Annotated in this window: 28 protein-coding genes and 2 tRNA genes; 14 read left to right on the forward strand and 16 right to left on the reverse strand. The window is 70.4% G+C overall.

The window, feature by feature from the left end; translation table 11 throughout:
- Positions 1-165: 165 nt before the first annotated feature.
- Together ADX84_RS11885 and ADX84_RS11890 are read right to left on the reverse strand one after the other, a co-directional pair.
- Entirely contained in the window at positions 166-1,380 is a 1,215-nt protein-coding gene (locus ADX84_RS11885; RefSeq protein WP_049572194.1) for an amidohydrolase, read from the reverse strand.
- A 69-nt stretch (positions 1,381-1,449) separates the two neighbouring features.
- A complete protein-coding gene (locus ADX84_RS11890) occupies positions 1,450-2,268 on the reverse strand; it encodes a helix-turn-helix transcriptional regulator (RefSeq protein WP_049572199.1) in 819 nt (272 codons plus the stop codon).
- Between the two features lie 214 nt (positions 2,269-2,482).
- On the opposite strand from ADX84_RS11890, the gene ADX84_RS11895 reads away from it, so the two are divergent.
- Entirely contained in the window at positions 2,483-2,956 is a 474-nt protein-coding gene (locus ADX84_RS11895; protein ID WP_049572202.1) for a PLD nuclease N-terminal domain-containing protein, read from the forward strand.
- Positions 2,957-3,082: 126 nt separating this feature from the next.
- Positions 3,083-3,733, forward strand: a complete 651-nt coding sequence (locus ADX84_RS11900) for a peptidylprolyl isomerase (protein ID WP_049572205.1) — start codon at positions 3,083-3,085, stop codon at positions 3,731-3,733.
- A gap of 81 nt (positions 3,734-3,814) precedes the next feature.
- On the opposite strand, the gene ADX84_RS11905 is transcribed toward ADX84_RS11900, so the two are convergent.
- Entirely contained in the window at positions 3,815-4,987 is a 1,173-nt protein-coding gene (locus ADX84_RS11905; RefSeq protein WP_049572208.1) for a cysteine desulfurase family protein, read from the reverse strand.
- Positions 4,988-5,107: 120 nt separating this feature from the next.
- Here ADX84_RS11905 and aroA point away from each other — a divergent pair, with 120 nt between their 5' ends.
- Positions 5,108-6,433 carry a 3-phosphoshikimate 1-carboxyvinyltransferase gene (gene aroA, locus ADX84_RS11910; protein WP_049572211.1) on the forward strand — a complete coding sequence of 442 codons (1,326 nt, stop codon included), beginning with the start codon at positions 5,108-5,110 and terminating at the stop codon, positions 6,431-6,433.
- Complete coding sequence (rsgA, locus tag ADX84_RS11915) at positions 6,430-7,461, forward strand: ribosome small subunit-dependent GTPase A (protein ID WP_017542416.1); 1,032 nt, start codon at positions 6,430-6,432, stop codon at positions 7,459-7,461. Before aroA ends, rsgA begins: the two co-directional genes overlap by 4 nt.
- A 91-nt stretch (positions 7,462-7,552) precedes the next feature.
- Here rsgA and ADX84_RS11920 read toward each other — a convergent pair whose 3' ends face one another.
- Positions 7,553-7,906 (reverse strand): helix-turn-helix domain-containing protein, encoded by a 354-nt coding sequence (locus tag ADX84_RS11920; protein ID WP_049572213.1) that lies wholly within the window; start codon positions 7,904-7,906, stop codon positions 7,553-7,555.
- Positions 7,907-8,002: 96 nt separating this feature from the next.
- Here ADX84_RS11920 and ADX84_RS11925 point away from each other — a divergent pair, with 96 nt between their 5' ends.
- On the forward strand, positions 8,003-8,884 hold the full coding sequence (locus ADX84_RS11925) for an NAD(P)-dependent oxidoreductase (RefSeq protein WP_049572215.1): 882 nt from the start codon (positions 8,003-8,005) through the stop codon (positions 8,882-8,884).
- A gap of 56 nt (positions 8,885-8,940) precedes the next feature.
- Here ADX84_RS11925 and ADX84_RS11930 read toward each other — a convergent pair whose 3' ends face one another.
- Both ADX84_RS11930 and ADX84_RS11935 read right to left on the reverse strand, forming a co-directional pair.
- Complete coding sequence (locus ADX84_RS11930) at positions 8,941-9,177, reverse strand: DUF2087 domain-containing protein (protein ID WP_049572285.1); 237 nt, start codon at positions 9,175-9,177, stop codon at positions 8,941-8,943.
- A 60-nt stretch (positions 9,178-9,237) separates the two neighbouring features.
- Positions 9,238-9,765 carry a TetR family transcriptional regulator gene (locus ADX84_RS11935; protein WP_049572289.1) on the reverse strand — a complete coding sequence of 176 codons (528 nt, stop codon included), beginning with the start codon at positions 9,763-9,765 and terminating at the stop codon, positions 9,238-9,240.
- 161 nt (positions 9,766-9,926) lie between these two features.
- Between ADX84_RS11935 and hisN the strand changes: the two genes are divergently transcribed.
- From hisN to ADX84_RS11960, 5 genes are all read left to right on the forward strand, one after another.
- On the forward strand, positions 9,927-10,736 hold the full coding sequence (gene hisN / locus ADX84_RS11940) for a histidinol-phosphatase (RefSeq protein ID WP_049572218.1): 810 nt from the start codon (positions 9,927-9,929) through the stop codon (positions 10,734-10,736).
- Positions 10,737-10,794: 58 nt separating this feature from the next.
- Positions 10,795-11,322 (forward strand): hypothetical protein, encoded by a 528-nt coding sequence (locus ADX84_RS11945; protein WP_049572221.1) that lies wholly within the window; start codon positions 10,795-10,797, stop codon positions 11,320-11,322.
- 174 nt (positions 11,323-11,496) lie between these two features.
- Positions 11,497-12,732, forward strand: coding sequence for an ABC transporter permease (locus ADX84_RS11950; RefSeq protein ID WP_049572224.1), 1,236 nt, complete (start codon positions 11,497-11,499; stop codon positions 12,730-12,732).
- 9 nt (positions 12,733-12,741) lie between these two features.
- A complete protein-coding gene (locus ADX84_RS11955) occupies positions 12,742-13,770 on the forward strand; it encodes an efflux RND transporter periplasmic adaptor subunit (protein WP_049572227.1) in 1,029 nt (342 codons plus the stop codon).
- Positions 13,771-14,490, forward strand: coding sequence for an ABC transporter ATP-binding protein (locus ADX84_RS11960; RefSeq protein ID WP_049572230.1), 720 nt, complete (start codon positions 13,771-13,773; stop codon positions 14,488-14,490).
- Between the two features lie 119 nt (positions 14,491-14,609).
- Here the strand turns inward: ADX84_RS11960 and ADX84_RS11965 are convergent.
- The 3 genes from ADX84_RS11965 to ADX84_RS11975 form a co-directional block, all read right to left on the reverse strand.
- Positions 14,610-14,686, reverse strand: a tRNA-Met gene (locus ADX84_RS11965).
- A 275-nt stretch (positions 14,687-14,961) separates the two neighbouring features.
- Positions 14,962-15,038 (reverse strand) — tRNA-Met (locus tag ADX84_RS11970).
- A 198-nt stretch (positions 15,039-15,236) separates the two neighbouring features.
- Positions 15,237-18,209: a UPF0182 family protein gene (locus ADX84_RS11975; protein WP_247666341.1), complete on the reverse strand. Its 2,973-nt coding sequence runs from the start codon at positions 18,207-18,209 to the stop codon at positions 15,237-15,239.
- 254 nt (positions 18,210-18,463) lie between these two features.
- On the opposite strand from ADX84_RS11975, the gene ADX84_RS11980 reads away from it, so the two are divergent.
- Positions 18,464-18,991 carry a PPA1309 family protein gene (locus ADX84_RS11980; RefSeq protein ID WP_234003936.1) on the forward strand — a complete coding sequence of 176 codons (528 nt, stop codon included), beginning with the start codon at positions 18,464-18,466 and terminating at the stop codon, positions 18,989-18,991.
- Between the two features lie 66 nt (positions 18,992-19,057).
- Here ADX84_RS11980 and ADX84_RS11985 read toward each other — a convergent pair whose 3' ends face one another.
- Genes ADX84_RS11985 through ADX84_RS11995 form a run of 3 tightly spaced genes read right to left on the reverse strand, consistent with a single transcriptional unit; the run spans position 19,058 to position 21,716 of the window.
- Positions 19,058-20,131 (reverse strand): PDZ domain-containing protein, encoded by a 1,074-nt coding sequence (locus ADX84_RS11985; RefSeq protein ID WP_049572239.1) that lies wholly within the window; start codon positions 20,129-20,131, stop codon positions 19,058-19,060.
- A 54-nt stretch (positions 20,132-20,185) separates the two neighbouring features.
- Positions 20,186-20,623 (reverse strand): molybdenum cofactor biosynthesis protein MoaE, encoded by a 438-nt coding sequence (locus tag ADX84_RS11990; protein WP_049572243.1) that lies wholly within the window; start codon positions 20,621-20,623, stop codon positions 20,186-20,188.
- A gap of 25 nt (positions 20,624-20,648) precedes the next feature.
- Positions 20,649-21,716, reverse strand: coding sequence for an NAD-dependent epimerase/dehydratase family protein (locus tag ADX84_RS11995; RefSeq protein WP_049572292.1), 1,068 nt, complete (start codon positions 21,714-21,716; stop codon positions 20,649-20,651).
- A gap of 123 nt (positions 21,717-21,839) precedes the next feature.
- Between ADX84_RS11995 and ADX84_RS12000 the strand changes: the two genes are divergently transcribed.
- The 3 genes from ADX84_RS12000 (at position 21,840) to ADX84_RS12010 (ending at position 24,337) form a co-directional block, all read left to right on the forward strand.
- Positions 21,840-23,255 carry a zinc-dependent metalloprotease gene (locus ADX84_RS12000; RefSeq protein ID WP_049572246.1) on the forward strand — a complete coding sequence of 472 codons (1,416 nt, stop codon included), beginning with the start codon at positions 21,840-21,842 and terminating at the stop codon, positions 23,253-23,255.
- Positions 23,256-23,822, forward strand: a complete 567-nt coding sequence (locus tag ADX84_RS12005; RefSeq protein ID WP_049572249.1) for an NUDIX hydrolase — start codon at positions 23,256-23,258, stop codon at positions 23,820-23,822.
- 143 nt (positions 23,823-23,965) lie between these two features.
- The gene (locus ADX84_RS12010) at positions 23,966-24,337 is read left to right on the forward strand and encodes a hypothetical protein (protein WP_049572252.1); all 372 of its coding nucleotides are present in this window, start codon (positions 23,966-23,968) and stop codon (positions 24,335-24,337) included.
- A gap of 53 nt (positions 24,338-24,390) precedes the next feature.
- Here ADX84_RS12010 and ADX84_RS12015 read toward each other — a convergent pair whose 3' ends face one another.
- The 4 genes from ADX84_RS12015 to ADX84_RS12025 form a co-directional block, all read right to left on the reverse strand.
- Complete coding sequence (locus ADX84_RS12015; protein WP_049572255.1) at positions 24,391-24,954, reverse strand: M48 family metallopeptidase; 564 nt, start codon at positions 24,952-24,954, stop codon at positions 24,391-24,393.
- Positions 24,955-25,228: 274 nt separating this feature from the next.
- Entirely contained in the window at positions 25,229-25,387 is a 159-nt protein-coding gene (locus ADX84_RS26315; RefSeq protein WP_199776564.1) for a hypothetical protein, read from the reverse strand.
- 39 nt (positions 25,388-25,426) lie between these two features.
- Positions 25,427-25,705 (reverse strand): WhiB family transcriptional regulator, encoded by a 279-nt coding sequence (locus ADX84_RS12020; protein WP_017542399.1) that lies wholly within the window; start codon positions 25,703-25,705, stop codon positions 25,427-25,429.
- Positions 25,706-25,909: 204 nt separating this feature from the next.
- Positions 25,910-26,260, reverse strand: a complete 351-nt coding sequence (locus ADX84_RS12025) for a hypothetical protein (protein WP_049572258.1) — start codon at positions 26,258-26,260, stop codon at positions 25,910-25,912.
- Positions 26,261-26,438 lie beyond the last annotated feature (178 nt).

Raw genomic sequence — 26,438 nt, forward strand, 5'->3', positions numbered from 1 at the left:
GGCTGGTTACAGACTCCGGCTAAGGCCCCCGGCCGCACATCGGGAGACTTCACCAGACAGCGGCGCCGTGCCCCGCCTCAGACGAGGCGGAACACGGCGCGGGGACGTCTGAGGTACCTCAGAGGGCCGGTGTGGGGATGCTCGGACCCGGTTCCCTGACCGGGCTCAGGACTCCCGGTAGTAGGCGTCCGCGACGACCCCGGCTCGCTTCGACTCGTCGTAGGTGTACACCTCGCGACCGTCCACGAACACGCGCTGGGCGCGGCTCATGATGTCGAGCGGGTCGCCGGACCACACCACGACGTCGGCGTCCAACCCGGGGCGCAGGGAACCGACCCGGTCGTCCAGGCCCATGATCTCGGCGGGGTTCACCGTGAGCGCGCGGATCGCGGAGTCGCGGTCCATGCCCTCCTTGACGCACAGGATCGCCTGGTAGACGAGGAACTCGATCGGGATGACCGGGGCGTCGGTGGTGAGGGCGACCTTCACGCCCGCGCGGTCCAGGATGCCCGGGTTGGCCAGGGTGCGGTTGCCCACCTCCACCTTGGAACGGCTGGTCATCAGCGGACCGGTGATGACGGGGATGCCGCGCGCGGCGATCTCGTCGGCCAGCAGGTGGCCCTCGGTGCAGTGGTTGATGATGAGCCGGTAGCCGAACTCGTCTGCCAGGCGCATGGCGGTGTGCATGTCGTCGGCGCGGTGTACGTGCTGGCACCAGGGCACCTCGCCGTCGAGCACCTGGACGAGGGTCTCCAGGGTGTTGTCGCGGTCGAAGGGCGTGCCCTCCTGTGCGGCGTGGTCCCGCTTGGTCCGGTAGTCCTCGGCCTTGGTGAAGGCGTCGCGGATGACCGCGGCCACGCCCTGCCGGGTGGAGGGGAGGGTGTCCTTCTTGCCGTAGACCCGCTTGGGGTTCTCACCGAGGGCGCTCTTGACGCTGGCGGGCTCCTTGAGCAGCCGGTCCTCGACGCTGCGGCCCCACATCTTCAGGGCGACGGTGCGGCCGCCGATGGGGTTGCCGGAACCGGGCTTGATCACCGAACTGGTGACGCCCCCGGACAGGGCGTCGGCGAACCCCTGGTCAGCGGGGTTGATGGCGTCGATCGCACGCATGCGGGCGCCGTTGGGGTCGGTCATCTCGTTGGTGTCGTCACCGGCCCAGCCGATGGTCTCCTCGTGGATGCCGACGTGGCCGTGGGCCTCGACGAAGCCGGGCAGGACCCACTGGCCCGCCGCGTCGACGATCTCCGCGCCCTCGGGGACCGTGACGTCCGCGGCCGGCCCGACCGCGGCGATCTTCCCGTCGGAGATGAGGACCGTGCCACCGTCGATGGGGTCGCCGTCGACGGGAACCACGTATCCGGAAGTGATTGCGATATCCATGGCGGGCAACCTAGCCCATGCACGGTCACGTTCCCAAGGGTGTTCCGTGACCGATCACCCAACACATCGTCATTCCTGGGACCAGCGCGCGGTGAGGAGTTCGGACTCGGGGCTGAGGTCCACACTGGACTCCTCGATGGAGTCGCGCACCATGCGGCAGTGGCCGACGTCCTCGGTGTCCCCGGTGAGCTCGCCCCCCTGTGCGGCGAAGGCGTAGACCATGCTGGGGCGGTCGGCGAACTCCATGATCCGGAACGCGCCGCCCAGTCCCGGGTGGTGCGGGGTCTCCTCGGGGATCACCGCGAGGCTGACGATGCCCGCCTTGACGAGGTCGGCGAGGAAGTTGCGCTGGCCGTTGAGGACCTCGGCGCCGCCTTGGGGCCGCTGGAGCACGGACTCGTTGAGGACCACGCGCAGGGCGGGGCCGTCGGGGCCCGTGGTGGCCGCGCGCTCGGCCATCTCGTCGTCCACCATCGCCTCGATCTCCTCGTGGTCGAGGTTGGGGTGGCGGGGTTCGAGGATGGCCCGCGAGTACTCGCGGGTGCGCAGGAAGACGGGGACCGCCATCGGCTGGTGCTCCCACAGCTGCGCGGCGTGCGTGCCGAGCTCGCTCATGTCGCCGAACTCGCTCGGGAAGGCCTCGGCCTGGAGGGTGATCGCCCAGGCGTCGACCAGCTGGTGCTCGGTGCCCAGCGCCGTGTCGACCCGTTCGACCAGGGATCTTGCCGGGCGGCAGTGCGCGTCCTCGACCTCGCGGAGTTTGTCGTCGGTGACCCCGACGTTCCTGGCGAGCTCGGCGCGTGAAAGTCCCAGGTCGGAGCGGGCCCGCAGCACCCGTGCCCCGAAGGGGAGCCACATCGCCGACGGCAACGCGGTGTTCACGTCCATAACCTCTCCCGTTCTCGGCCGGTCAGCAGACACCTGAGGGGACATGTGGTGACGTACCCTCTGTGCGACGCCCCAGCCCCTGTGGTCCGACCTTCTCCCGGCTCGGGGCGGCTGGTCAAGCGACCGGGCGGGTGCGGCCATCCGTGATAAGTCAGTACAAAGTCGATGATGTCGCCCCAGCGCTGTCGAGTGTTTCCCCCGATTGGAAGGTCCGTTGGTCTACTTCGCCCTCTTCCTCGCCCTCTTGTCGCTCGTCTTCTGGGTGTACGTGCTCTTCGACGTCATCGGATCCGACTCCGCGAGGATCCGTCTGCTGCCCAAACCGGTGTGGGCGGTGATCGTCCTGCTCCTGCCCAAGGTGGGCGCCGCGCTGTGGTTCCTTCTGGGCCGCCCGCCCCGGGACCCCGTCCTCGCCCAGGGCCCGGCCGGGCCGCCGCCGCCCTTCCCCGAGTACGAGCACCCCGGGCGCGCCCGCGCGATCTCCCCGGAGGAGGACGAGGCGTTCCTGCGGCGCTGCCGCGAGCGCGCCGAGGAGCAGCGCAGCCGCGCCAGGGAGATCCAGGAGCGCGAGTCCCGGGAGCGCCAGGAGCGCGAGCACGGGCGCGGCGGCTCCGGGGAGGAGTCCGGTTCGGACGAAACGAGCCGCGACCGCGACGGGGACGAGGACCCGATCGGCCCGTCGTCCTGACCACGCCCCCGAAGGCCCCGGCGTGCCCCGGTAGGGGCGGTCGGGCCAGCCCAAGGGACCGGTGTCCGACCGTCCGCAGTAACCTGTGTGCCGCCCCGCCGCGAACCTGACCCCGGAAGTGAACCGATGAACCGCTTGACCCTGCCGGTAGCGATCCTCGCCTCCACCGCCCTCCTGGCCACGGCCGCGTGCCAGAACGACGAGCCGGAGTCACCGAACCCGGAGTCGCCGGAGCCGGAGTCGAAGGCCGAGGTGGAGGTCCCCGACGTCGACGGGGCCACGCTGCACACCAGTGAGGGTGACATCGAGGTGGAGCTCTTCGCCTCGGACGCCCCGTTGACCGTCACCAACTTCGTCGAGCTCGCCGAGGGCGACGGCCCGGTGAACGAGGAGACGGGGGCTGCCGAGTTCTACGACGACACGGTGTTCCACCGCGTGATCGACGGTTTCATGATCCAGGGCGGCGACCCGACCGGGACCGGCCGCGGCGGCCCCGGCTACCAGTTCGAGGACGAGTTCGAGTCCGACCACGGCTTCGACGAGCCCGGTCTGCTGGCCATGGCCAACTCCGGCCCCAACACCAACGGATCGCAGTTCTTCGTCACTGTGGCCCCCACTCCGCACCTGACCGGCATGCACACCATCTTCGGCAAGGTGGCCGACGAGGACTCAATGGCGGTCGTGGAGGCGATCTCGACGGTCGAGACGGACAGCGGCGACCGCCCCACCAGTGACATCGTGCTGGAGTCCGTCACCATCAAGCGTTCGGGGGACTGACCCCCACGCCCCCGGCCTCGGGGGCAGTCACGACGGCGGCGGTGCCCTGTGGCACCGCCGTCGTCGTGCGGGTGGTCGGGGTCAGCGACGCCGCTTGGCCATGGCCGCGCGGGCGCGTTCGACAGCCGGGCCGATCGCCTCGACCAACCGGTCGACGTCCTCGTCGGTGGAGGTCCGGCCCAGGGACAACCGAAGACTGCTCAGAGCCCTGTCGGGGTCGGCCCCGGTGGCCAGCAGCACGTGGCTGGGCTGGGCCACGCCCGCCGAGCACGCCGAGCCGGTGGAGCAGGAGATGCCCCTGGCGTCCAGCAGCATCAGCAGCGCGTCGCCCTCGCAACCGGGGAACGACAGGTGGGCGATCCCCGGGAGCCGTAGCCGCGGATCACCGTTGACCACCACGTCGGGCACGACGTCCCGGACCCGGGACTCCAGCTCGTCCCGGAGCGCCGTGAGGTGTTTGGCGTGCTCCTCGCGCCCCTGGACGGCGGCGTGTACGGCGGTGGCGAGGCCGCGGGCGAACGGGGCCGACAGCGTGCCGGAGCGGATGTCGCGCTCCTGTCCGCCGCCGTGCAGGACCGGGGTCGGGGCGAGGCCGCGGGCGACCACCAGGGCGCCGCTGCCCACCGGTCCGCCCAGTTTGTGGCCGCTCAGTGTCAGCGCGCTCACGCCGCTCGCCGCGAAGTCCACCTCGACAGCGCCCAAGGCCTGTACCGCGTCCGTGTGGAAGGGGACGCCGTACTCGGCGGCGACCTCGGCCAGCTCACGCACCGGCTGCACGGTGCCGATCTCGTTGTTGGCCCACATCACCGAGACCACGGCCACGGACGCGGGGTCGCGCTCGATGGCCGCGCGCAGAGTCTTCGGGTCCACCCGGCCCAGGGCGTCCACGGGCAGTTCCTCGTGGACCGCGCCCTGGTGGTCGGCCATCCAGCGCGCGGGGTCGAGCGCCGCGTGGTGTTCGACGGCGCTGACGAGGATGCGTCTGCGCGCGGGGTCCTCGGCGTTGCGTGACCAGTACAGGCCCTTGATCGCGATGTTGTTCGACTCGGTCCCGCCCGCGGTGAACACCACCTCGTGCGGGGTGGAGCCCACCGCCTCGGCGACGCGTTCTCGGGACTCCTCGACGGTACGCCGAGCGGCCCGTCCGTGGCCGTGCAGGGACGATGGGTTACCGAGGGAGCCGAGTTCCGCCGCCACATCGGCGATCACCTCGGGTCGGACCTCGGTCGTGGCTGCGTGATCCAGATACACCATGGCGCATTCCAGGATACGTCCGACCACATCCGCACCTACCCCCCTGCCCCTCCCCCAACGCCGTCCACAGGCCGACCACTCGTTCCTCCGGACCCGGGTCCGGACCGATAACCTTGGAGCATGCCTGACTCCGCGCCCACGCCGTCCACCTCGCCCGCCACTCCCGCCGGGGAGCACTGGCCCGCGCCCGTCGCGCGGCAGCCGGTGCGTGCCCGCGTCAGCCTGCCCGGTTCCAAGTCCGTCACCAACCGGGCGCTGATCCTCGCGGCTCTCTCCGAGACCCCGTGCGTGGTGCGCCGACCCCTGGTGAGTCGGGACAGCGAACTCATGGTGGGGGCCCTGCGCGCCCTGGGCATCCAGGTGAGCGAGCTGCCCTCGGACGACCCCGGGGTCCCGGACCTGTCCGTCACCCCGGTGTCCCCGCACGGTCCGGCCAGCGTGGACGTGGGCAACGCGGGCACCGTCATGCGCTTCGTGCCGCCGCTGGCCGCGCTGGCCACGGGGGACGTGCACTTCGACGGCGACCCGCGCGCCCGTGAGCGGCCGGTGGACGAACTACTCGCGGCACTGCGCGACCTCGGCGCCGACATTGACGACCAGGGGCGCGGCGCGCTGCCGCTGACCATCCACGGGACCGGTGCCGTACGCGGCGGCGAGGTCACCCTGGACGCCTCGGGTTCCTCGCAGTTCGTGTCCGCGCTGCTGCTCAGCGGCGCCCGCTTCACCGAGGGCGTGCACGTGCGGCACGAGGGGCCGCCCGTGCCCTCCCAGCCGCACCTGGACATGACCGTGGAGATGCTGCGCGCCGTGGGCGTGCGGGTCACCACCGGCGAGAACTCGTGGCTGGTGGAGCCCGGTCCGGTCCGCGCCTCGGAGATCACCGTCGAGCCCGACCTCTCCAACGCCGCACCCTTCCTTGCCGCCGCGCTGGTCAGCAAGGGTGAGGTGACCGTGCAGGGGTGGCCGGAGAGCACGACCCAGCCCGGCGACGCCCTGCGCGACCTGTTCACCCGGATGGGCGGGGAGGTCTCCCGTTCGGGCCAGGACCTGACCCTGCGCGGAACCGGGGAGATCCACGGGATCACCGCCGACCTGCGCGACGTGGGCGAACTCACCCCCACCATCGCCGCCGTCGCGGCCCTGGCCGACTCCCCCTCGCGGCTCACGGGGATCGCCCACCTGCGCCGCCACGAGACCGACCGCATCGCCGCGCTGGCCGCCGAGATCAACCGCCTGGGCGGGGACGTGGAGGAGCTGCCCGACGGGCTGGTCATCCGGCCCCGGCCCCTGCACGGCGGGGTGTTCCACTCCTACGACGACCACCGCATGGCCACGTCCGGCGCGGTGATCGGGCTCGCGGTGCCCGGGGTGGAGGTGGAGAACATCGCCACCACGCGCAAGACCCTGCCGGACTTCCCCGGCCTGTGGTCGGAGGTCCTGGCATGAGCCGCACGCGGGGCGGGGGACGCCACCTGGACGAGGACGACATCCGAGTGCGTGCCCGGGGCGGCTCCAAGCCCCGCACCCGTAAGCGGCCCAAGCACGAGGACGCCGTGGAGGGCCTGGTCACCGCGGTGGACCGGGGCCGGTACCGCTGCCTGGTGAACGGTGTCCCCGTGGTGGCGATGAAGGCCCGCGAACTCGGCCGGGGATCGATCGTGGTCGGCGACCGCGTGGACGTGGTCGGGGACCTGACCGGCAGACCCGACACCCTGGCCCGTGTGGTCCGGGTGCGCGAGCGCGCCTCCGTGCTCAGACGCACGGCCGACGACACCGACCCGGTGGAGCGGGTGATCGTGGCCAACGCCGACCAGCTGGCCATCGTCTGCGCCCTCGCGGACCCGGCTCCGCAGCCGCGCTTCGTGGACCGTTGCCTGGTGGCCGCCTACGACGCCGGGCTGGAGCCGCTGCTCTGCCTGACCAAGGCCGACCTCGCCTCGCCGGACGAGATGCTGGGCACCTACAAGCCGCTCGGGCTTCCCTACGAGGTGCTGAGCCCGGAGGGTGACCTCGACGAGCTGCGTTCCCGCCTGGCGGACCGGACCACGGTGTTCGTGGGCTCCTCCGGCGTGGGCAAGTCCACCCTGGTGAATCGGTTGGTCCCGGGCACGGACCGCGCGGTGGGTCACGTGAACGCCGTCACCGGGCGCGGCCGCCACACGTCGACCTCGGCGCTCGCGCTGCGGTTCGAGGGCGGCTGGCTCATCGACACCCCGGGGGTGCGGAGCTTCGGCCTGGCGCACGTCTCCCCCGAGGAGATCGTGTCCGGGTTCCAGGACCTCGCCGAGATCGCCGCCGACTGCCCGCCCGCCTGCTCCCACCAGCCCGACTCCCCGGAGTGCGCCATCGGCGCGGCTCTGGAGCGGGGTGAGGTGGACGCGGAGCGGGTGGCCTCGCTCCGCAGGCTGCTCAGCAGCCGCGAGGGCGACGAGGACACCGACACCACCGCTCCCCCGCCCGGACCCCACTCCTGACCCGGCGGCCTTCGGCGACCGGGTCACGCCGTGCTTTCGACCGGCTGGTCGGCGGCGACGCTCAGGGGACCCGTGGCATCGGTGGTGGCGCTCAGGTGCTGGGGGCTCCGGAGTAGTCGGCGGGAAGGCGGTGCTCGCGTCCCCAGGCTCCGAGGGGCTGCAGGGTGCGGTTCAGGCTCCGGCCGAGATCGGTCAGCGAGTACTCGACTCTTGGCGGAACCTCGGCGAAGTCCTCACGCCGCACGATCCCGTCGTCCTCCAGCTCACGCAGGTGCGAGGCGAGCACCTTCTCCGTGATCCCCGGCAGGGCACGGCGCAGCTCGCCGAACCGGCGGGGCCGCTCGTCGAGCGCCCACAGGACCAGAACCTTCCACTTGCCGCTCACCACGTCCATCGCGGCGTCGATCCCGCAGTGATACGCGAGCTCCCCGCGTCTGGCGGTCATGCCACCACCCCTTCCACCCGTTCGCTTACCCCGAAGTGCGCACCCACTCCAAAGTGCGTACTTGTCCTGGGGCGAGCGCGACACAAGCCTAGACACATGACCAACGACATCAAGCCCCGCGTCGTCCTGCTCGGACTCGGCGCGATGGGCACCGCCCTCGCCAGCGCCTGGCTCTCCGCCGGCCACCCCCTGACCGTCTGGAACCGCACCGCCTCACGGACCGAACCCCTGCGCGCGCTCGGCGCCGACGTAGCCGACACGGCTGCCGAGGCCGTCGCCGCCGGAACGCTCGTCATCACCTGCCTGATGGACGACGCCTCCGTGGGTGACGCGCTGGAGGGCACCGAACTCGGGGGCAAGGACCTGGTGGACCTCACCACCGGCACCCCGAACGAGGCCGAGGCCCGCGCCGAGTGGGCTCGGGAGCGCGGTGCCCGCTTCCTCAGCGGCGGCATCATGTCGAGCCCCTCGATGGTGGGTGTCCCCGAGGCCGGGGGCTACGTGTTCTACAGCGGCGCCCGCGAGGTCCTGGACGAACACGAGTCGACACTGGCGGCCGTCCTGGGCGTGCGCCACACCGGATCCCGTCCAGGTTCGGCCGCCCTCTACGACATCGCGCTGCTGAGCGCCATGTACGGCATGTTCGCCGGGATCACCCACGCCTTCGCACTGGTGCGTGCGGAGGAGATGCCGCTGAGGGAGTTCTCGGGCCTGCTCACCTCGTGGCTCACGGCCATGCTCACGTCCACGGACACCGTCGCCGAACAGCTCGAGAGCGGTGACCACACCAGAAACGTACAGGCCAACCTGGCCATGCTGGTCTCCGGTTTCCGTACCTTCGAGGTCGCCGCGCGGGAGCAGGAGGTGGACTTCCGACTGCTCGCGCCCTACCTGGAACTCCTGGAGGAGCGTCTGGGCCAGGGGTACCCCGACGAGGGCACCTCGGGCGCTGTCGAGCTGCTCGTGCGGCGGGCCTAGTCAACCGAGGGGCCGAGGCGTCCGGCACAGCGCTGGTGCTCGTCACGAGCCCAGGCTCAGAGGTCGACGGTCCCGCCGCAGCGCCAGTAGTGGGTCCGATCACTCTCCATGAACCCCTCGTCCACGAGGCTGCGACGCAACACCACGTGGTCCGCGCTGTACCGGCTCAGAACCGTGTTGAGCTGCTCCTCGGTGTAGCGGACCCCGGGTTCGAAGGCCCGGGCGACGTGGTCCAGGAGGACGAGGCGGTCGGGACGGCGGACGGGGACGGACGTGATCCTTCCTCCGGGCATGTACGCGCGCAGCACCTCGGCGCGTTCGGTACGTCCACGCCCTTCCGTCACCCTCGCCTCCTAGCGGTCCACCGGCAGCATGCCGTGCACGACCATCTCCACCCGGCGGGCCGCCAGGTCGGGGTCCACGGGTTGGAGCGCGTACGAAACGGTCAGTCTCAGGGAGACGTCCGCCACCGCGTCGGCGGTGTCGGGGGGCACCTGCGGGCAGTGCTCCGCCAGGGTCCAGGCGATGCGTTCCCGCAGGGCGTCCAGGAGCGGCGCCGACCGTGTGGTGAGCACCGGGAGGAGCTGTTCGTCTCCGGTGACCAGGGCGAGCAGCAGGGGGTTGTCCCGCGCGGCGAGCAGGACCATCCGGGTGGTGCGGCTCACCGCGTGCGCGGGGTGGTGGCCGTCCGCCTCCAGCATCTCCTCGACGGTGTCCAGGAGCGTGGTGACCTCCCGCACGACCACGGCCTGGAGGAGGCCCTCCTTGCTGCCGAACACGTTGTAGAGGGTCTGCCTGGACACCCCCGCGGTGGCGGCGACGTCGATCATCCGCCGCTCACCCCACCGTCCCGCCAGCACCTCGGCGTGGGCGGCGTCCATCAGCCGTTCGCGGACCCCGGTGCCCTCCCGGGGCCGTATGTCTGTGCTCACGCCCCCATCCTCGCATTCGCGCCCCCGGATGTTCCTCCCCCTAACACTCTGGTCACGCCGGGGGCGCCGCTTTGGGCATGTTCGTGCCTGGGAGGGTAGCGTTACCGGCCATGGTGTCCTATGACGATGATCTGCGGCTGGCCCACGTGCTCGCCGACGCTGCCGACGACATCGCGATGAAGCGATTCCGCGCCCTCGACCTGGTTGTCGACACCAAACCGGACCTGACCCCGGTGACCGAGGCCGACCGCATGGTCGAGGAGACCCTGCGGGGCGTGCTCTCCCGCGCCCGCCCGCGCGACGCGGTGGTGGGCGAGGAGTACGGCCGGAGCGGCAACAGCAACCGCGTGTGGGTCATCGATCCCATCGACGGCACCAAGAACTACGTGCGCGGCGTCCCGGTGTGGGCCACCCTCATCGCCCTGTTGGAGGGCGACCGCCCCGTGGTGGGCGTGGTCTCGGCCCCCGCTCTGCAGCGCCGCTGGTGGGCCTCCAAGGGCAGCGGCGCCTGGTCCGGGCGCAGCCTCTCGAAGGCCTCCCGTTGCCAGGTCTCCAAGGTTCAGGACCTCGCGGACGCCTCGCTGAGCTTCTCCTCGCTGACCGGCTGGGAGGAGCAGGGGCGACTGGAGTCCTTCCTGGGGCTGACGCGGTCCGTGTGGCGGACCCGCGCCTACGGTGACTTCTGGTCCCACGTGATGGTCGCCGAGGGCACCGTGGACATCGCCGCCGAGCCCGAGCTCTCGCTGTGGGACGCGGCTCCGCTGCCGATCATCCTGGAGGAGGCGGGCGGCCGCGCCACCAACCTGCGCGGCGACGGCTTCGAGGACGGCGGCCCCCTGGTGTGCACCAACGGAGCCGTCCACGACCAGGCGCTCACCTGGCTCAACGGTGGTCCCACCCCGTTGCGCCGTCCGGAATAGCCGCCGAACGGCCACGAAAAGCACCTGCGCGATTACTTTCAGTAGTAACGTGCGCTGTGTGCTGACCAAGACAACCCACCGGCGCCGCGCGGTCGCGCTGTGCGGCGCGGTCCTCATCCTGGCCACGGGGTGCGCCCAGAGCCACGGCCACAGCCCGCAGCAGCTCAGCGAGATGATCGCCGACACCGTGCGCGACTCCGCCGCGTCGGGCCCGCTCGGGCTCGGCGTGCCCGACACCCTGTTCGACCCCGCCCGCTACTCGTGCTCCCCCGCCGTGGATCCGGTGCTCCCCGGCGGCTGGCGCAGCGAAGCGCCGCGCGAGACCGTGGAGGACGAGAAGGCCGTGGAACTCGGCCTGTCCGACTCCGAGGGCGACCACTCCGGACCGGTCGCTGCCACCGTGACCGACCCTTCCGGGGAGACCGCAACCGCCGAGGCCGAGCCGGACGACTCCGGCTGGGCACGCCTGGTCTACCCGGACGCCTTCGACGGCGCCGAGGAACTCGCCACGGGCGTCCACACGGTGGTGTGGTCCGACGCGGGGACCGGGGCGCCCATCACCTGCGACGGTTTCGAGGTCGAATAGCGCGGTCACTGTGGTGACCCCGCGTGGCCGGGAACGGCCAAGGGAATATTCGTTCAGGCATGAACCGAAAACCCCGGCACTGGCGATGGGTCTGTTGAAACCCCGCGACTCGCGGGGCGACCCGGCGCCGCCCGATGCCGCGCCGGGCCCTACAGACACACGGGAAGGGGCTCCATGCTGCGTTCCCTCACTGCTGGGATCGTGCTGGCCTTCGCCGGTTCCCGAGCCAACGTGGCCCGGACCATCCTGTCCTGCGCGGGCATCGTCGTCGGTGTCGGCGCCCTGATCATGGTGGTGACCGCGGGCGAACTCGGCCAGCGCTACGCCACCGCCTTCGGCGAGGCCAACGCCGGACGCGCGGCGACCATGGAGGTCACCGTCTTCGACAGGATCACCGACCTCGACGCCTTCGAGGAGGACCTGGGCCGGGCGGGCGGGCTGGAGGTGTCGCTCCACAACAGGACCGAGTCCCCGCCGCCCCTGCGCCAGGGAGACCAGGTCTTCCGTGACGTCGACATCATCGGAGTGGACGTCGCGCTCGGCGACATCCGCCGCGTCAACCTGACCCAGGGCCGGTGGTTCACAGAAGCCGACCTGGACTCGCGCGCCCCGGTGCTGGTGGTCAACGAGGCCCTGGCCGAGGAGCTGGGCGACTTCACCGACGTCCAGCTCGGCCACGGGCACTGGTCGAACGTGCGGATCGTCGGCGTCACGCAGAGCTCCGTGTACGAGCAGGGTTGGCACAGCGCCTACCTCCTGAACGCGCCCGTCACCGGGGAGATCCTCTTCGGCCCCTCCTGGTCGCCCGAGAAGCCGACGGCCTCGCAGGTCACCTACGTCGCGCGGATCGACCCCACCGACTCCGCCGCCGAGGAGATGGACTTCGGAGAGGAGTTCACCGACCGCCTCGCCTCCGCCAGCTGGCGCTGGGGGATCGACAGCCGGGACAGCCTGATGGCCTACCGCGCCGACAACTCGGAGATGACCGACGAACTGATCGGCTACCTCTCCATCGGGCTGATCGGTGTCGCGGTCATCACCCTGACCACCGGACTGCTCGGCGTCCTCAACGTCGGACTGGTCACCGTCCGGGAGCGGCGCCGCGAGCTGGCGACCTACCGGGCACTCGGGGCGAGCCGGTTCACGCTGTTCGTGGCCGTGGTGATGGAGGCTGTGGTGGTCGCGGTCGTGGCCGGCCTGATCGCCCTGGCCCTGTCCTGGTTGCTGGTCGCCGTGGCCGCGGTCGTCATCGGCAACCTCATGTGGCTGCCGCCCGACATCAACATGACCGTTCCGCCCTCCGCCGCCCTGGTCGGGCTGGGCAGCGCGGCCGTCGTCGGGCTCTTGGCCGGGATCATCCCCGCGATCCGGGCGCTGCGCGCGTCCGTCGTCGCAGGGCTGCGGGAATAGGAGACACAAGTGAAGAAGTGGATCATCATCGGCGCGGCCGTCACCCTGGTGCTCGGCCTGGTCGGTTCCGGCTATTTCCTGCTGTCCAGCTTCGGCGGTTCCGGCGGGGAGGAGTTCCTCGGTGAGGCCGCGGTGGACGTCGGCGGCGCGCCGATCGACGTGGAACTGGGCACGGTCAGCTCCCTGCTGGTGCTCGACGCCACGGTGCGGCCGGAGCCGGGCAAGGCGCTCAAGGCCCCTCGGGGCGGGACCGTCACCCACCTGTGGCTGAACGACGGTGACGCGGTGGAACAGGGCGCCCCGATCCTCAACGTGAGGGTGCCCGCCGACACCGCCGCGGCCACAGGCGAGGAGGACGGGGACGACGCTCCCGCCTTCACCGAGGTCTCCCTGTACGCGCCCGCCGACGGGACGATCAAGGGCATGGGCGAGGTGCAGGTCGGCGACGTCCTGGAACCCGGCGCGGCCGTGGCGACCGTCGCCCCGGACCGGTTCCGCGCGGTGGCCACGGTCCCCGCGAACGACCTGTACCGGCTCTACGACGACCCCGACGACATCATGCTGAAGATCGACAAGGGTCCGCCCGCCGCCGCGTGCGCGTTCATCTCGCTGGGTTCCGCCGAGGGCGGCGCTCCCGCGGGCCAGGGCGAGGAGGACGAGTTCCCGGGTGGGACCGAGGGCGGCGGTGGCGGCGCCGAGCTGTCCTGCCGGGTCCCCACCGACCTCCAGGTGTTCGACGGCGTGCGGGGGCAGATGTCGGTGAGCACCGGTGAGGCCGAGGACGTGGTGGTCATCCCGGTGACCGCCGTGCGCGGCACCTCCGAGGAGGGCGAGGTGCTCGTGGTGGCCGAGGACGGTACCGAGGAGCCCCGTGAGGTTTCTCTGGGCCTGTCCGACGGCCAGCTCGTCGAGGTCACCGATGGTCTGGAGGCGGGCGACACCATCTTGGACCCGGTGCCGCTCGACCCGCGCTTCGACGTCCCCGGGGCCGAGTCCCAGGAGGACCTCGACGAAGAGCTCTACGGGATCGGTGGCTAGATGACCTCCGACGCTCCCTCTCCCGTGGTCGTGAACACGCGCCCGACCGGTTCACCGCTCCTCCAGGTGAGGAACCTCTCCAGGCACTTCATGGTGTCGGGCACCCGGATCGACGTGCTGCACGACTGCACCTTCGACGTCGCCCGGGGCGAGGTCGTGGCCATCATGGGCCAGTCCGGCTCGGGCAAGTCGACCCTGCTGAACGTCCTGGGGCTGCTGGACAGGCCCAGCGCCGGCTCCTACGTGTTCGACGGCGTGGAGACCACCCCCCTGCGCGAGGGACGCGTGTCACGGCTGCGGGGGGACGGCATCGGGTTCGTGTTCCAGCAGTTCCACCTGTTGGAACGACGCTCGGCCCTGGCCAACGTCAGCGTGCCGATGGTGCTCGGCGGTGTGCCGGTTCTGCGCCGCCGCAGCCGCTCCAAGGAACTGCTGGAGTCGGTGGGACTGGGGCACCGCCTCCACTCCCAGCCGCACCAGCTGTCCGGCGGTGAGCAGCAGCGTGTGGCCCTGGCGCGCGCGCTGAGCCGTGAACCCTCACTGATCCTCGCCGACGAGCCCACGGGCGCTCTGGACGCGGCCAGCAGCACCATGATCATGGACCAGCTGATCGGCCAGGCCCGGGTGCGCGACGCAGCGGTCGTCGTGGTGACCCACGACCCCAAGGTCGCCGAGCGGGCCGACCGCATGGTGGTGCTCTTGGAGGGCCGCACCCACTGAACCGTTCGCCGGTGCCGTCCCTTCCCAAGGCGGCACCGGCGAACCTTCGTTGCGTATTCCGCAAGTCGGGCACACGAAGAAGCGCCGGGTGGATTTCTCCACCCGGCGCTTCTTTATCTTGGTAGCGGGGACAGGATTTGAACCTGCGACCTCTGGGTTATGAGCCCAGCGAGCTACCGAACTGCTCCACCCCGCGTCGTTGTGATCTCTACTTTAGGGCCTTTCGCCCCAGGTGGCAAATCGGTTTTTTTGGAGCTAAACCGATCGGAGATCCACCCGTTAGTCCTGGTCAGCTTCCCGACCGGGCCTATTGGCTACTCTACCAGGCTTTCCTCGCGGTCCGCACCGGCATTTTCGCCGCGCACACACATTGGCGGCCAAAGAGCCACCGATATGCGCTTCCCGAAACACCCGCCGAAGCGGATGGGCCAGGAAAAGCACCGGACCCGGGATTTCTCCCGGGTCCGATCTTGGTAGCGGGGACAGGATTTGAACCTGCGACCTCTGGGTTATGAGCCCAGCGAGCTACCGAACTGCTCCACCCCGCGTCGTTGTGTCTTCAGATTAGCGCGCCCCGGCGGGAAAGCCAAATCGACCTGCGCGGGCGCTCCTCTGCCCCGTCCGTGCCCCGTTCCCGGTGAGGTCCGGAGGGCCCACGGGGTCCCGACACGGGAACGGGGCGGGACCCCGGAAGGTCCCGCCCCGTCGTACTCGGCGCCCCAGTGGGCGGACGGTACGGCTACGGACTAGTCGCCCGCGGCCTCCTCAAGGGCCTCAAGAGCCTCACGCAGGCGCTCGTTGGCCTCGTCGTTGGACTCCTGGGCTTCCTCCCAGGCCTCCACGGCCTCGTTGAGGGCCTCGGTGAGGTCGCTGGGCTCGCTGTCGCCCGAACCGGCCTCGGAGGTCTCCTCCTCCTCGGTGCCCTGCTCGGCGTCCGGGTCCGGCAGCGGACCCTCGCCGCCCTCGAACAGGTTGTTCAGCGCGTCCTGGAGGTTGCTGCCGATGGCGACCTCCTCACCGAATCCGACCATGACCTGCTGGAGCAGCGGGAAGGACGCCGCTCCGCCGCCACCGGCCTGCACGTAGAGGGGCTCCACGTAGAGCAGACCGCCCGCGAACGGCAGGGTCAGCAGGTTGCCTCGGGTCACCTCGGCGTTGGACTGCTCCAGCGGGAGCAGGACCTCACGCACGTCGGCGTCCGAGTCGAACGCGTTCTGCACCTGCCCGGGACCGAAGATCACCGTGCTCCGGGGCAGCTCCAGCAGCTTCAGCTTCCCGTACTCCTCGGACTCCGGGTTGCTGTCCACCGCCATGAACGCGGCCAGGTTCTCACGGTTGTTCGGCACGAACGTGGTGGTCAGCGAGAAGCTGGGCTCTTCCGAACCGGGGAAGTTGATGGTCTGGCGGTAGGGCGGCTCGGAGACCTCGCCCTCCCGGGTCGGGTCGTTGGGAACCGACCAGAAGTCCTGACCACCGTAGTAGGACGCGGCGTCCGTCACGTGGTACTCGCGCATGATCTCGCGCTGCACCTTGAACAGGTCGTCCGGGTAGCGCAGGTGCTGGATGAGCTCCTCGCTCATCTCGTCCTTGTTGACCACCGTGCCCGGGAAGGCGCCCTCCCAGGTCCTGAGGACGGGGTCCTCGTCGTCCCAGCCGTACAGGGTGACGGTGCCGTCGTAGGCGTCGACGGTGGCCTTCACCGAGTTGCGGATGTAATTGACCTCGTTGCCCGGCAGCGCGCCGACCTGCTGCGCCGAACCGTCGGTGAAGGTGTCGGTCACCGCCTGCGTGAAGTCGACCCGGTTGGCGTACGGGTAGCCGTCCGAGGTGGTGTAGCCGTCGACGATCCACACGACCTTGCCGTCCACGACCGCCGGGTAGGGGCGGCTGTCGACGGTGAGGAACGGGGCGACCTTCTCCACGCGGTCCAGCGGGTCGCGCTCGTAGATGATCCGCGAGTCGCTCGTGATCGCGCTGTTGAGCAGGATGCTCGTTTCCTGGTACTTGATCGCGTACAGGATGCGGTCGAAGAAGTTGTTCAGCGGCACGCCGCCGTCACCGTCGTAGCGGTTGTAGGCCTGCGAACCGCCTGCCGGGTCCTCCTCGGCGTTCTCCTCGGTGGCCTCGGCGTCCTCCGCCGGGGCCTCTTCTCCGCCGTCCTGGCCGTCCGAGGGCGCACGCGCCTCGTCCGGACTCGGGCTGGCATCGACCGCGTCCTCGAGCGTGGGGACGTCGGGCTCGTCCGAGGCGGGGTCGACCGGGTAGTCGTACTCCTCCTCGGCCTCGACGATCACGTAGTCGGCGCCCTCGCGGCCGTAGTAGATCCTCGGCTCGTACTCGCCGACGACCTCGCTCAGCTCACCGCGCGGCGGGATGTTGTACTCGGTGAAGACCGGGCGGCCCTCGTTGTCGATCAGGTTGCCCGCGGCGGCGACCATGCCGAAGCCGTGGGTGTAGATCAGGTGGCGGTTGAGCCAGTTGTCCTGGTCGGCGGGCGGGCCGTCCAGTTCACGCACGGCGACGATCGTGTCGATCAGGTTGCCGTCGGCGTCCGGGTAGCGGTCCACCTCCAGCACGTCCGGGAACTGGTAGAAGCCACGGACCTGCTGCATCTGCTGGAAGGTCTGCGAGACCACGGCCGGGTCGGCCAGACGCACGCTCGGGATCGTGTCGGCCTCGGCCGCCAGTTCCTGGGGCGTGAGCTCCGTGGTGGCGTCGTAGGTCTCCACCTCGGCGTCGGCGATCCCGTACGCCTCGCGCGTGCTCTCGATGTTGCGCTCGATGTAGGGGCTCTCCAGGCGCTGCTCGTTCGGGCTGACCTGGAAGCGCTGGACGATCTCGGGGTAGGCCACACCGACGACCACGCCGGACAGCACCAGCAGTCCGAGGGAGGCCACCGGGATCATCGTGTTCTTGAAGGCGATGTTGGCGAAGAACAGGACGGCGCAGATGACCGAGATGACCGTGAGGATGGTCAGTGCGGTCTTGACCGCGTTCACGTCCGTGTAGGAGGCACCGAAGGTGTAGCCCCGGTCGGAGAAGACCAGCCCGTAGCGGTCCAGCCAGTAGGAGCCCGCGCGCAGCAGCACGAACAGGCCCAGCAGCACCGACAGGTGCACGCGGGCGGCGGGGGTGGCGCGCTGCCCGGAGTCGTTCTGGAGGCGGACCCCGCCGTACAGGTAGTGCACGATCACGGCGGCGATGAACGCCAGGATGACGGCCGCGTACAGGTAGCCGAGCAGGATGCGCAGGAACGGGTAGGTGAACGCGAAGAACGCGATGTCCATGCCGAACTCGGGGTCGTTCACCCCGAAGTCCACGCCGTTGACGAACTGGAGGTAGGAGCGCCAGTCACCGCTGGCGGCCGCGCCGGCCAGGAGCGCCAGGGCGCCGACCGCGATCCAGAAGAAGAGCTTGCGGTGCGGGTCGATGGACTGCCGGTAGCGGTCCAGGCCCTGCTGCTCCAGACTCATCGGTCTGATACCGGGCCGGGCCCGGTAGGCGAAGAAGATACTCGCGCCGACGATGACGGCCATCACGAGTGCCGCGACGGCGAAGAGCAGGACTCGGGTCCACAGTTCGGTCAGGAAGACCGAGGTGTAACCGACGGAACTGAACCACTTGTAGTCGGTCCAGAAGTTCGCGGCGAACATCAGTCCCGCGATGATGACGACCACGGTCGCCGCGACTGGCGCGAGCAACCTTGATCGGCGAGGCATACGCGCAGGTGGTGCGCCGGGCGATCGGAAGCTCACGCCTCCCCCTCGTTCTGGCTTGGTAGGTGCGTTGGTTGCGCGTGTGGCGCCTTCATTACTGAAAACTTAATCGGTGGCCGTCAGGTTCCCGAAATCGCCCTCCACCCGGTGACAAGGCTGCATCGTTGGTGTATCGGAGTCGCATCCTGAGGGCACGGTGCGACCCTACTGCCGCCGAACGGGCCCGGCGAGGTTCCCACATCGGCGACCATGGAAACGTGTCGAACATTCGCGAAGCAGTCATGGACCTGGAACGCCACGCCGCCGAGCAGGGGTGGGACCGCCCTTTGGGGCTGTACGCCCTGGTCCCCACCTCGGAGCTGCTGGCGGCGGAGCCCGCGCTGGCGAGTCTGCTGGGGATCGACTCCCCGGCCGACCCCGACGAGCTGACCCCGGTCGAGCAGGAGGCGCTGTCTCCGGACGTGCCGCTTGAGGAGGCGCTGGGGCGCATGCTGTGGCCCGAGGGCGTGGCCGGGTGCGCGCTGGTCATGGAGCGCCTGGTGGTGAAGGGCTCGGACGAGACCCTGGCCGCCGGGGAGGACCCCTCCGCCTCCGGCAAGGAGACCGAGGAGATCCGCATGGTCGCGGGTGTGCTGCGGAACGGTTCGCGGCACTGCGCCATGCGGATGCGCAGCCACGACACCGAGTCCGAGGTGCTCAACGGCCCTGACCTGATCCCCGCCCTGACCTCCGCGCTGGCGCTCACCCTCGACCTGGACGAGGAGCTCCCCCAGAAGGAGAGCTGACCCCCACCCGTACGAAAGGACCCCCGGACCGCACGGTCCGGGGGTCCTCCCATGTGCTCTTGCTGCTCACTCGGCTTCGCAGCGGGGCAGTTCGCCCTCTCCGCCCCGGATGACGTCCAGGGCGTCCATGGCGTCGGTGAGGGTCTCGACCCGGACGACGTCGAGGTCGCCGTAGGCGGCGGACTGGGAGACCTGGGAGCAGCTGTCGGCGGCGACGAAGAAGTACTCGGCGCCGTCGCGCTTGGCGCTGACCATCTTCTGCGGGATGCCGCTGATCCCGCCGACCTGGCCGTCGGAGGAGATGGTGCCGGAGCCCGCGATGCTGGCCCCTCCGGTGATGCTCTCCTCGCTGAGCCGGTCGATGATCCCGAGGGCGAACATCATGCCCGCGCTGGGTCCGCCGATCTCGCCCACGGAGATGGAGACGTCGACGGGGAAGTCCATGTCGTCGGCGATGAGGACGCCCACCGCGGCGTTGCCCTCGTCACCCTCGACGGTGTCCATCTCGACCTCGACCTCGTCGCCGTCGCGGTCCAGGACGAGCCCGACCGGTTCGCCGGGGGCGCGGTCGCCGACCCGGTCCACCACGTAGGAGCTGCCCACGAGTTCCTCGGTGTCGGTTCCACTGGTGTGCGTGGGGACCTTCTCGCCGTCCACCTCGATGATGCGGTCTCCCGGCTCGACGACCCCGTCTGCGGGCATGTCCGGGACGGTGTCGGCGACCAGCGGGATCGCCTCGTAGTCGATGTTGAGCTGGTTGAGTGCCGCGGCGGTGGCGTCGGTCTGCGAGTCGTTCATCTGGAGGGACTGCCGCTCGGTGACCTCCTCGGGGGACCGCCCGGCCGGGAACAGGAGTTCCTCGGGCAGCACCGCCTGGCTCGGTGAGAGCCAGGCCGTCACGAGGGTGAAGAGGTTGAGCCGGTGGTCGGGGCCGCCCGCGTACTGGACGGTCACCATGGAGAGCGATCCGTCGTGCTCGTAGTTCTCGGCGCCCTCGACACCGATGACGGGCTCGCCGCCCTCCTGCTGTCCCAGAGTGTCCAGCGTGACGCCCGGGGCCGCGACGAGGTAGGGCATGGGCAGGAAGAGGCTGCCGTACCCGAGCCCGGCAAGCAGGACGAGAGCGGCTACAAGGGTCATGACACGACGAACCATGCTGACACCTTAGAGCCCTCCGGGACCTGGAGGGTGGACTCAGGGCGAGCCGACCCACTCCGTCCCGCCGTCCTCGAAGGCCTGGTTCTTCCAGATGGGCACCTGGGCCTTGAGGTCGTCGATGAGCCTGCGACAGGCCGCGAAGGCCTCCTCGCGGTGGGCTGCGGAGGCCGCGACGACCACGGCGAGGTCCCCGATCTCCAGGTCTCCGACGCGGTGCGTGGCGGCCATCCGCACGACCGGTCGGCCCGGTGCCGTGGTGTCGTTCAGCACCTTCTCCATGACGACACGCAACTGCGCCTCGACGGAGGGGTGTGCCGAGTAGGACAGGGCGGCGACGTCGCGCCCGTGGTCGTGGTCGCGCACCGTGCCGATGAAGACGGCGGTGCCGCCCGCCCTGGGATCGGACACGGCCGCCAGGACCTCGTCGACGGACAGGGGCGTGTCGCGTACGGCCGCGAGAGTGATCTGTTCCACCTGGAAACCGTATCAAGCGGTCGGATCAGGACTTCCCACGCTTGCGCAGGTGGCGGATGGCGGCGGCGGTCCCGATGGCCGCGGCCGCCGCACCGGCCGCACCGGCGGCGGTGATGGTGACCTCCTTGCGGCCGAGGCTGCGCCCCGCGATCGCGTGCTTGCCGCTCTTGGACTCCAGGAGGACGGCCAGCGCGGACTCGTTGTCGTGGGCGGGCTTCCATCCGGCCTCGCGCAGGGACGCGCCGTCCACCACGCACGGGTAGACGAGGAACTTGATCTCGCCCGCGGCGGCCGGGGTGATGCGGGCCTGGTGCAGGCGGCGGACGGCCCCGAAGGCGAGGTTGGCGGGGACCTCGAAGTGCTTCATCCCGGCGATCTCCTCCACCTCCCCCTGGGTGAGGGAGCCCTCGCTGCCCACGGCGACCACGCCGTCGGTGCCGGTCACGTCGTGCAGTGCGCAGTGGGCGAGCGCGGAGGCGAGGTCGTCCTCGTGACAGAACTGCCAGTGTTGCTCGTGGCCCTTGACGGTGAGGAGCCGGGGCGCGGAGAAGTGGCGGCTGAGGAGGGTGTCCAGTTCGGGGCCGACGAGCGGCGCCGGTCGCACCACGGTGACGCTCAGGCCGGGGTGGGCTCGGCGGGCCCGCTCGGCCAGCTCCTCGACCTCGGCGAAGTCTCCCATGAGCCCCTCGCTGTTGTCCGAGACGCGGGTGGCGTTCTCGGGCAGGGGCACCGGGTTGTCGGGGGCGGCGCCGTAGACCATGGTGCTGGTGATGAGGAGGACTCTGGGTACGCCCGACGCGGCGGCGGCCGTCAGCACGGTCTGGGCGGCCCGGATGTTGTGGGCCCGGCGCGAGGACGGCCGGGTCTCCAGGGAGCGGTCGTCGGCGGTGTGCACGAGGACGTCGATCCCGTGCAGACGCGAGACCAGCCCGGGGTCCTGGACGTCGGCGATGCGCCAGGTCACGCCGCGCAGGTCGGCGAACTGGTCGTCGATCGCCACGACCTCGCGAGCGGAGATGGAACCTTCTGGCGTGGCCAGGCGTTGCACGAGGAGTCGGCCCACTCCGGAGGCGGCACCGGTGACCGCCACCACCATGCCCGCCCTATCCGAGGGGCTGTGCTGTGGGCGAACCTGGCTGCTTTCGGTATTCACTCCGGGCGACTCCCAGCTAACGTGACAGTGGAGACCAAACCTAATCCTGCCTGAGGTCTGATTGTGAGCGACCTGCCTTTCGGTTTCAGCATGCCGAACGATCCCGATGACGAGTCCGGACGCCGTTCAGGCGACTCCGGCTCGGGTGCCGGCAGCGGCGGCCCGGGCGGGGGGAACCCCGGAATGCCGGACGGATTCCCGTTCGGCGACCCGCAACAGATGGCCAACATGCTCCGCCAGTTCGCGGACATGATGTCGTCCCAGCCCGCCCCCGGTGCGCCGGAGGCCGGCCAGACGTCCTCGACGTCCGGCATCAACTGGGACATGGCCAAGAACATCGCGCGGCACGCGGTGTCCCAGAAGGGGGACCCGAGCGTGCCGCCCGCCGACTACGCACGGATCGAGGAGGCACTGCGCCTCGCCGACCTGTGGCTCGACCAGGCTACCGACCTGCCCTCGGGGCTCCAGACCGCCCAGGCCTGGAGCCGGTCGGAGTGGATCGAGAAGACGATGGACTCGTGGGCGCAGCTGTGCGACCCACTGACCGCCAAGACGGTCCAGGCCATGGGGCAGAACCTCCCTGAGGAGATGGCTTCCATGGCCGGTCCGCTGCTGGGGATGATCCAGCAGATGGGCGGCATGATGGTCGGCCAGCAGGCCGGTCAGGCCATCGGTGAGCTCGCCCAGGAAGTGATCGGAACCACCGATATCGGTCTTCCGCTCGCAGGTGAGGGCAACGCCGCGCTGCTGCCCTCGGGGGTGGCCCGCTTCAGTGAGGGCCTCGAGATCCCCGAGGACGAGGTGCGCCTCTACCTCGCCGCGCGCGAGGCGGCCGTTCACCGGCTGTACGCGCACGTGCCGTGGCTGCGTTCCCACGTGTCACGGCTGGTCGAGGAGTACGCGGCCGGGATGTCCTTCGACGTCAGCGGCCTGGAGGACAAGCTCGGCGAAGTCGACCTCTCCAACCCCGAGGCGCTCCAGGAGGCCCTGTCCGGCGGCATGGGCACCGAGGGTCTGCTCCAGCCGGAGGACACCCCCCAGCAGAAGGCCGCGCTGAAGCGCCTGGAGACCACCCTCGCCCTGATCGAGGGCTGGGTGGCGACCGTGGTGTCCTCGGCCGTGTCCGAGCGCCTGCCGCAGTCCGGCGCGCTCGCGGAGACCACCCGGCGCCGCCGCGCCACCGGTGGGCCCGCCGAGCACACCTTCGCCGCCCTGGTCGGCCTGGAGCTTCGTCCGCGCCGTCTGCGTGAGGCGGGGGCGCTGTGGGCCGCGCTGGAGGAGGCCCGGGGAGTGGAGGGCCGGGACGCCGTGTGGCACCACCCGGACCTGATGCCCACCGCCGACGACCTGGACGACCCGGACGGGTTCGTGAACGGACGCGGCGAGTTCGAGGGCACGGACTTCGACATCTCGTCGCTGACCGACCCGGACGGCTCCGAGCGGCCCCGGCCCGGCGACGACGACGAGGACGGCAAGTAGGTGGGCCTGCACTCCGACGCGCGCTCGGTGCTGGACGCGTGGACCGCGCCCGACGCCGGGCAGGAGGAGCTGCGCCGCTCCTACCTCGACCACCTCGACGCCCACGGCGACGCCATGTGGCGCTCCTGCCTGCCCGGTCACCTGACCGCGAGTTCGGCGATCGTGTCCGACGACGGTTCCCGGGTGGCACTGGTGCTGCACCGGGTCCACCGGATGTGGTTGCAGACCGGCGGCCACTGCGAGACCGAGGACGCCACCCTGGGCGGCGCCGCCATGCGGGAGGCCACCGAGGAGTCCGGGATCCGGGGTCTGACCCTGCTGCCGGAGCCGGTGCGGCTGGACCGCCACGCGGTGCCGTGCGGCGGGGGCAGCTTCCACCTGGACGTGCAGTACGCGGCGGTGGCCCCGGCCGACGCCGTGCTGGTCCGCGATCCGGACGAGTCCGCCGGTCTGGACTGGTTCCCGGTGGGCGACCTGCCCGAGCCCAGTGACGACTCCGTCCGGGCCCTGGTCGACGCCGCCGTACTCGCGGTCCGCGCGCACCGGCGGATCAACGCCACGAGCTGAATCGCGCCGAGGAGGCCCGCCCGGAGAGTACTCCGGACGGGCCTCCTTCGTGGGTACCGAGTCCGATGACGGCCGACCGGTCGTGGACGCCACAAGGAGACGGGAAAGACCATGAACCACCGGCGCGCTGCGAGGCGTTCGCAGTGTCTCTGATCACCGTGCTGGGCCTCCTGGGCGGGCTGGTCCTGGTCGTGCTGGCCAAGCGGGCCCGCAAGGCCGCCGAGCGGCTCCTGGCCGACGAACGCTCGGGGCTGGTGGGGCCGCGTGAGGTCGCACGCGCCCGGGTGGAGCAGAAACGGCGGTCGCTGCGGCTGGGCCAGATGGTCTGCGGATTCATGGGAGTGCTGCTGGTGGCGGTCCTGGGGCGGGCCGCCGTCTCCGGCGCGTGGGGCGGGACCACCCTCTACTACGCCGCCGTGTTCGGGGTGCTGCTCGTGGTGAGCGCCCTGGTCCTGGCGCGCGTCGCGGCCGACGTCAGGGCCGCCGAACAGGAACTCGACGCGTCGGGCGGCTGAGCGGGCGGGAACGGCATGGGAGTTCCGAGCCACTACGGCACGGAAGCAGGCCCCTACTCCTCGAAGGCGACCTCGTCGGGTTCGAGAGCCTCTGGGGGCTCCCCGTGGTCGCAGTCCGAGCGGCTGCCCGCGCTGAACCCCTCCAGGTAGCCGCGGGCCCGGTCTGCCTTGGGGTAGCGGCGGACCAGCTCCCAGAAGTCGCGGCCGTGATGCGGGATGCGCAGGTGCGCGAGCTCGTGCACGAGGACGTAGTCCACCACCCAGGAGGGCATCCCAGCGACGCGGCGGGAGATGCGGATGCTGCGGGTGTCCGGGGTGCACGAACCCCAGCGGGAGTTCTGGTTGTCGACCCAGCGGACGCTCTCGGGCAGGTGCGACCCGTCCAGGTAGCGTTCGGCCAGTTCCACCGCGCGGTCCTGGAGCTCCCGGTCACCGGGGTGCCTCCGGCCCTCTCGGGCCTGGAGCTTTTGCAGCATCTGGTTCACCCAGCGCTTTTCCTCTGCGCGGGAGAACGTCGCGGGCACGAGGACGACCGTGGTGTCCCCGTCCCTGTAGGCCGACACGGTGCGGCGGCGACGAGGACTGCGTCGTACCTCGACTTTGGTGTTCGAGGGCACAATGTTTACGGTATCCGAGGGAGGCCCTCTCGAACAGGTGTGGGTTGTCCGGATATGTGATTTCTTTCGCGCCGTGTCCGGCCCGGGTGTTCGCGGGGCGAAACGGGGTCCCGTCACGGATTCCCCTCTGACCAGGGGGCTTCGGGCCTGGTGAGAGGGCACATACCGGGGCTGGATTCGGGGGCCGCTGGCGGTTTTGGTTACACAAACGAGACCGAACGGCGCGCTCCGGGCGCCCTTCGGTCTCGTCTGTTCACTCACCCGTCAGTCGGCGTCAACACAGCCGTGACCACGCGATTTCCATGATCGCCTGCTCCGCACGACGCTCCTCGCGCTGACGGGCGCGCAGCTGTCGGGCTCCGAGACGTCTGATCTGACGCTCGCGCGGCTCCTCGTCGGTCCGCTCCACCATCTGCATGAGTTCCTGCATCATCGTTTCGAGTCCTTCGGTTTCGTTGGTTCCAGGGGTGGTTCAGGCCGCTACCGGGGCGGGGTTCTTGCGGGGACGGCCACGCGGACGCTTGCGCGCCACGACCTGACCGGAGACGAGCAGCTGCCCGCCCCAGACGCCCCACGGCTCACGCCGTTCGAGAGCGTCCGCCAGGCACTGCTCCCTGATGGGGCAGGAACCGCAGATCGCCTTGGCCGCCTCGACCTCCGCGGGGGACTCCGCGAAGAACAGGTCCGGCTCCATACGGCAGGGGATTTCGACCTCGCCCAGCTGGGGCGCTTCCAGGACCGACGCGAGCATCGGTGCCCTCCAAGATCTTTGATCGTTCGTACAACGCGGTCGGTGTTCAGTCACCGGAACGGGTCCGGTGAGGGACTCGGACTTGCGATGCCGCCGCCTTCTCCCTCGTCCCTGGGGGACGGAGAGCCAACGGAGATACAAAGAAAGCCGCGGCCCCTGTGTCGGGGTCCGCGGCCACGGTCGAGGATCTCGGCCTGTGCTGCTCTAGGCCGGAATCTTCCGTGGACACTCCCCCGATGCGCCATAGCGCGGGGTTTCGTGCGATGCCTTGGTGACGCCACCGGTGAACTTGCCGCGATCAAGGGCAGGCTCGGACTCGTGGCGCGGTTCGCCGACGACACCGGATCCGGACACACCGGTCCCCTGGAGCACGGAGCCAGATCCAACGAGCTGGACCATGCCGAGGGCCTGGATGCCGTTCTGGGCGCGCAGGCGACCGCCGATGGTGCTACCGCTCAGGCCGATGCCCGACACGACTCCTGTCGGGAGCGGACGCCAAGCAGCCTCGGAAGCGAGGGTCAACGAGGTCATCGTGTTCATCTCCGTGGTGTTCATTTGATCGGGCACCTCCTTCGAAGTCGGGTACAGGGTCTCGCACCTGTACCGAGAGCGGCTGGTTCGACGAGTACACACTACGGGCCGCTCACAAAGATCGGCAACCTATTTTTGACCTGGGAAAACGTCCGCATCCGGCCAGAACCCGACGGGAATGGCGAAGGGCCCGGGAGCGTTG

This window comes from Nocardiopsis sp. SBT366 (assembly GCF_001083815.1).
Classification (GTDB): domain Bacteria; phylum Actinomycetota; class Actinomycetes; order Streptosporangiales; family Streptosporangiaceae; genus Nocardiopsis; species Nocardiopsis prasina.

What these genes read in the sequence shown, in the direction of transcription:
- ADX84_RS11885 (WP_049572194.1), bottom strand. Translation starts at nt 1,380, where the DNA reads ATGGATATCGCAATCACTTCCGGATACGTGGTTCCCGTCGACGGCGAC.
- ADX84_RS11890 (WP_049572199.1), bottom strand. Translation starts at nt 2,268, where the DNA reads ATGGACGTGAACACCGCGTTGCCGTCGGCGATGTGGCTCCCCTTCGGG.
- ADX84_RS11900 (WP_049572205.1), top strand. Translation starts at nt 3,083, where the DNA reads ATGAACCGCTTGACCCTGCCGGTAGCGATCCTCGCCTCCACCGCCCTC.
- ADX84_RS11905 (WP_049572208.1), bottom strand. Translation starts at nt 4,987, where the DNA reads ATGGTGTATCTGGATCACGCAGCCACGACCGAGGTCCGACCCGAGGTG.
- aroA (WP_049572211.1), top strand. Translation starts at nt 5,108, where the DNA reads ATGCCTGACTCCGCGCCCACGCCGTCCACCTCGCCCGCCACTCCCGCC.
- rsgA (WP_017542416.1), top strand. Translation starts at nt 6,430, where the DNA reads ATGAGCCGCACGCGGGGCGGGGGACGCCACCTGGACGAGGACGACATC.
- ADX84_RS11920 (WP_049572213.1), bottom strand. Translation starts at nt 7,906, where the DNA reads ATGACCGCCAGACGCGGGGAGCTCGCGTATCACTGCGGGATCGACGCC.
- ADX84_RS11925 (WP_049572215.1), top strand. Translation starts at nt 8,003, where the DNA reads ATGACCAACGACATCAAGCCCCGCGTCGTCCTGCTCGGACTCGGCGCG.
- ADX84_RS11930 (WP_049572285.1), bottom strand. Translation starts at nt 9,177, where the DNA reads ATGCCCGGAGGAAGGATCACGTCCGTCCCCGTCCGCCGTCCCGACCGC.
- ADX84_RS11935 (WP_049572289.1), bottom strand. Translation starts at nt 9,765, where the DNA reads ATGGACGCCGCCCACGCCGAGGTGCTGGCGGGACGGTGGGGTGAGCGG.
- hisN (WP_049572218.1), top strand. Translation starts at nt 9,927, where the DNA reads ATGGTGTCCTATGACGATGATCTGCGGCTGGCCCACGTGCTCGCCGAC.
- ADX84_RS11950 (WP_049572224.1), top strand. Translation starts at nt 11,497, where the DNA reads ATGCTGCGTTCCCTCACTGCTGGGATCGTGCTGGCCTTCGCCGGTTCC.
- ADX84_RS11960 (WP_049572230.1), top strand. Translation starts at nt 13,771, where the DNA reads ATGACCTCCGACGCTCCCTCTCCCGTGGTCGTGAACACGCGCCCGACC.
- ADX84_RS11975 (WP_247666341.1), bottom strand. Translation starts at nt 18,209, where the DNA reads ATGCCTCGCCGATCAAGGTTGCTCGCGCCAGTCGCGGCGACCGTGGTC.
- ADX84_RS11985 (WP_049572239.1), bottom strand. Translation starts at nt 20,131, where the DNA reads ATGACCCTTGTAGCCGCTCTCGTCCTGCTTGCCGGGCTCGGGTACGGC.
- ADX84_RS26315 (WP_199776564.1), bottom strand. Translation starts at nt 25,387, where the DNA reads ATGATGCAGGAACTCATGCAGATGGTGGAGCGGACCGACGAGGAGCCG.
- ADX84_RS12020 (WP_017542399.1), bottom strand. Translation starts at nt 25,705, where the DNA reads ATGCTCGCGTCGGTCCTGGAAGCGCCCCAGCTGGGCGAGGTCGAAATC.
- ADX84_RS12025 (WP_049572258.1), bottom strand. Translation starts at nt 26,260, where the DNA reads ATGAACACCACGGAGATGAACACGATGACCTCGTTGACCCTCGCTTCC.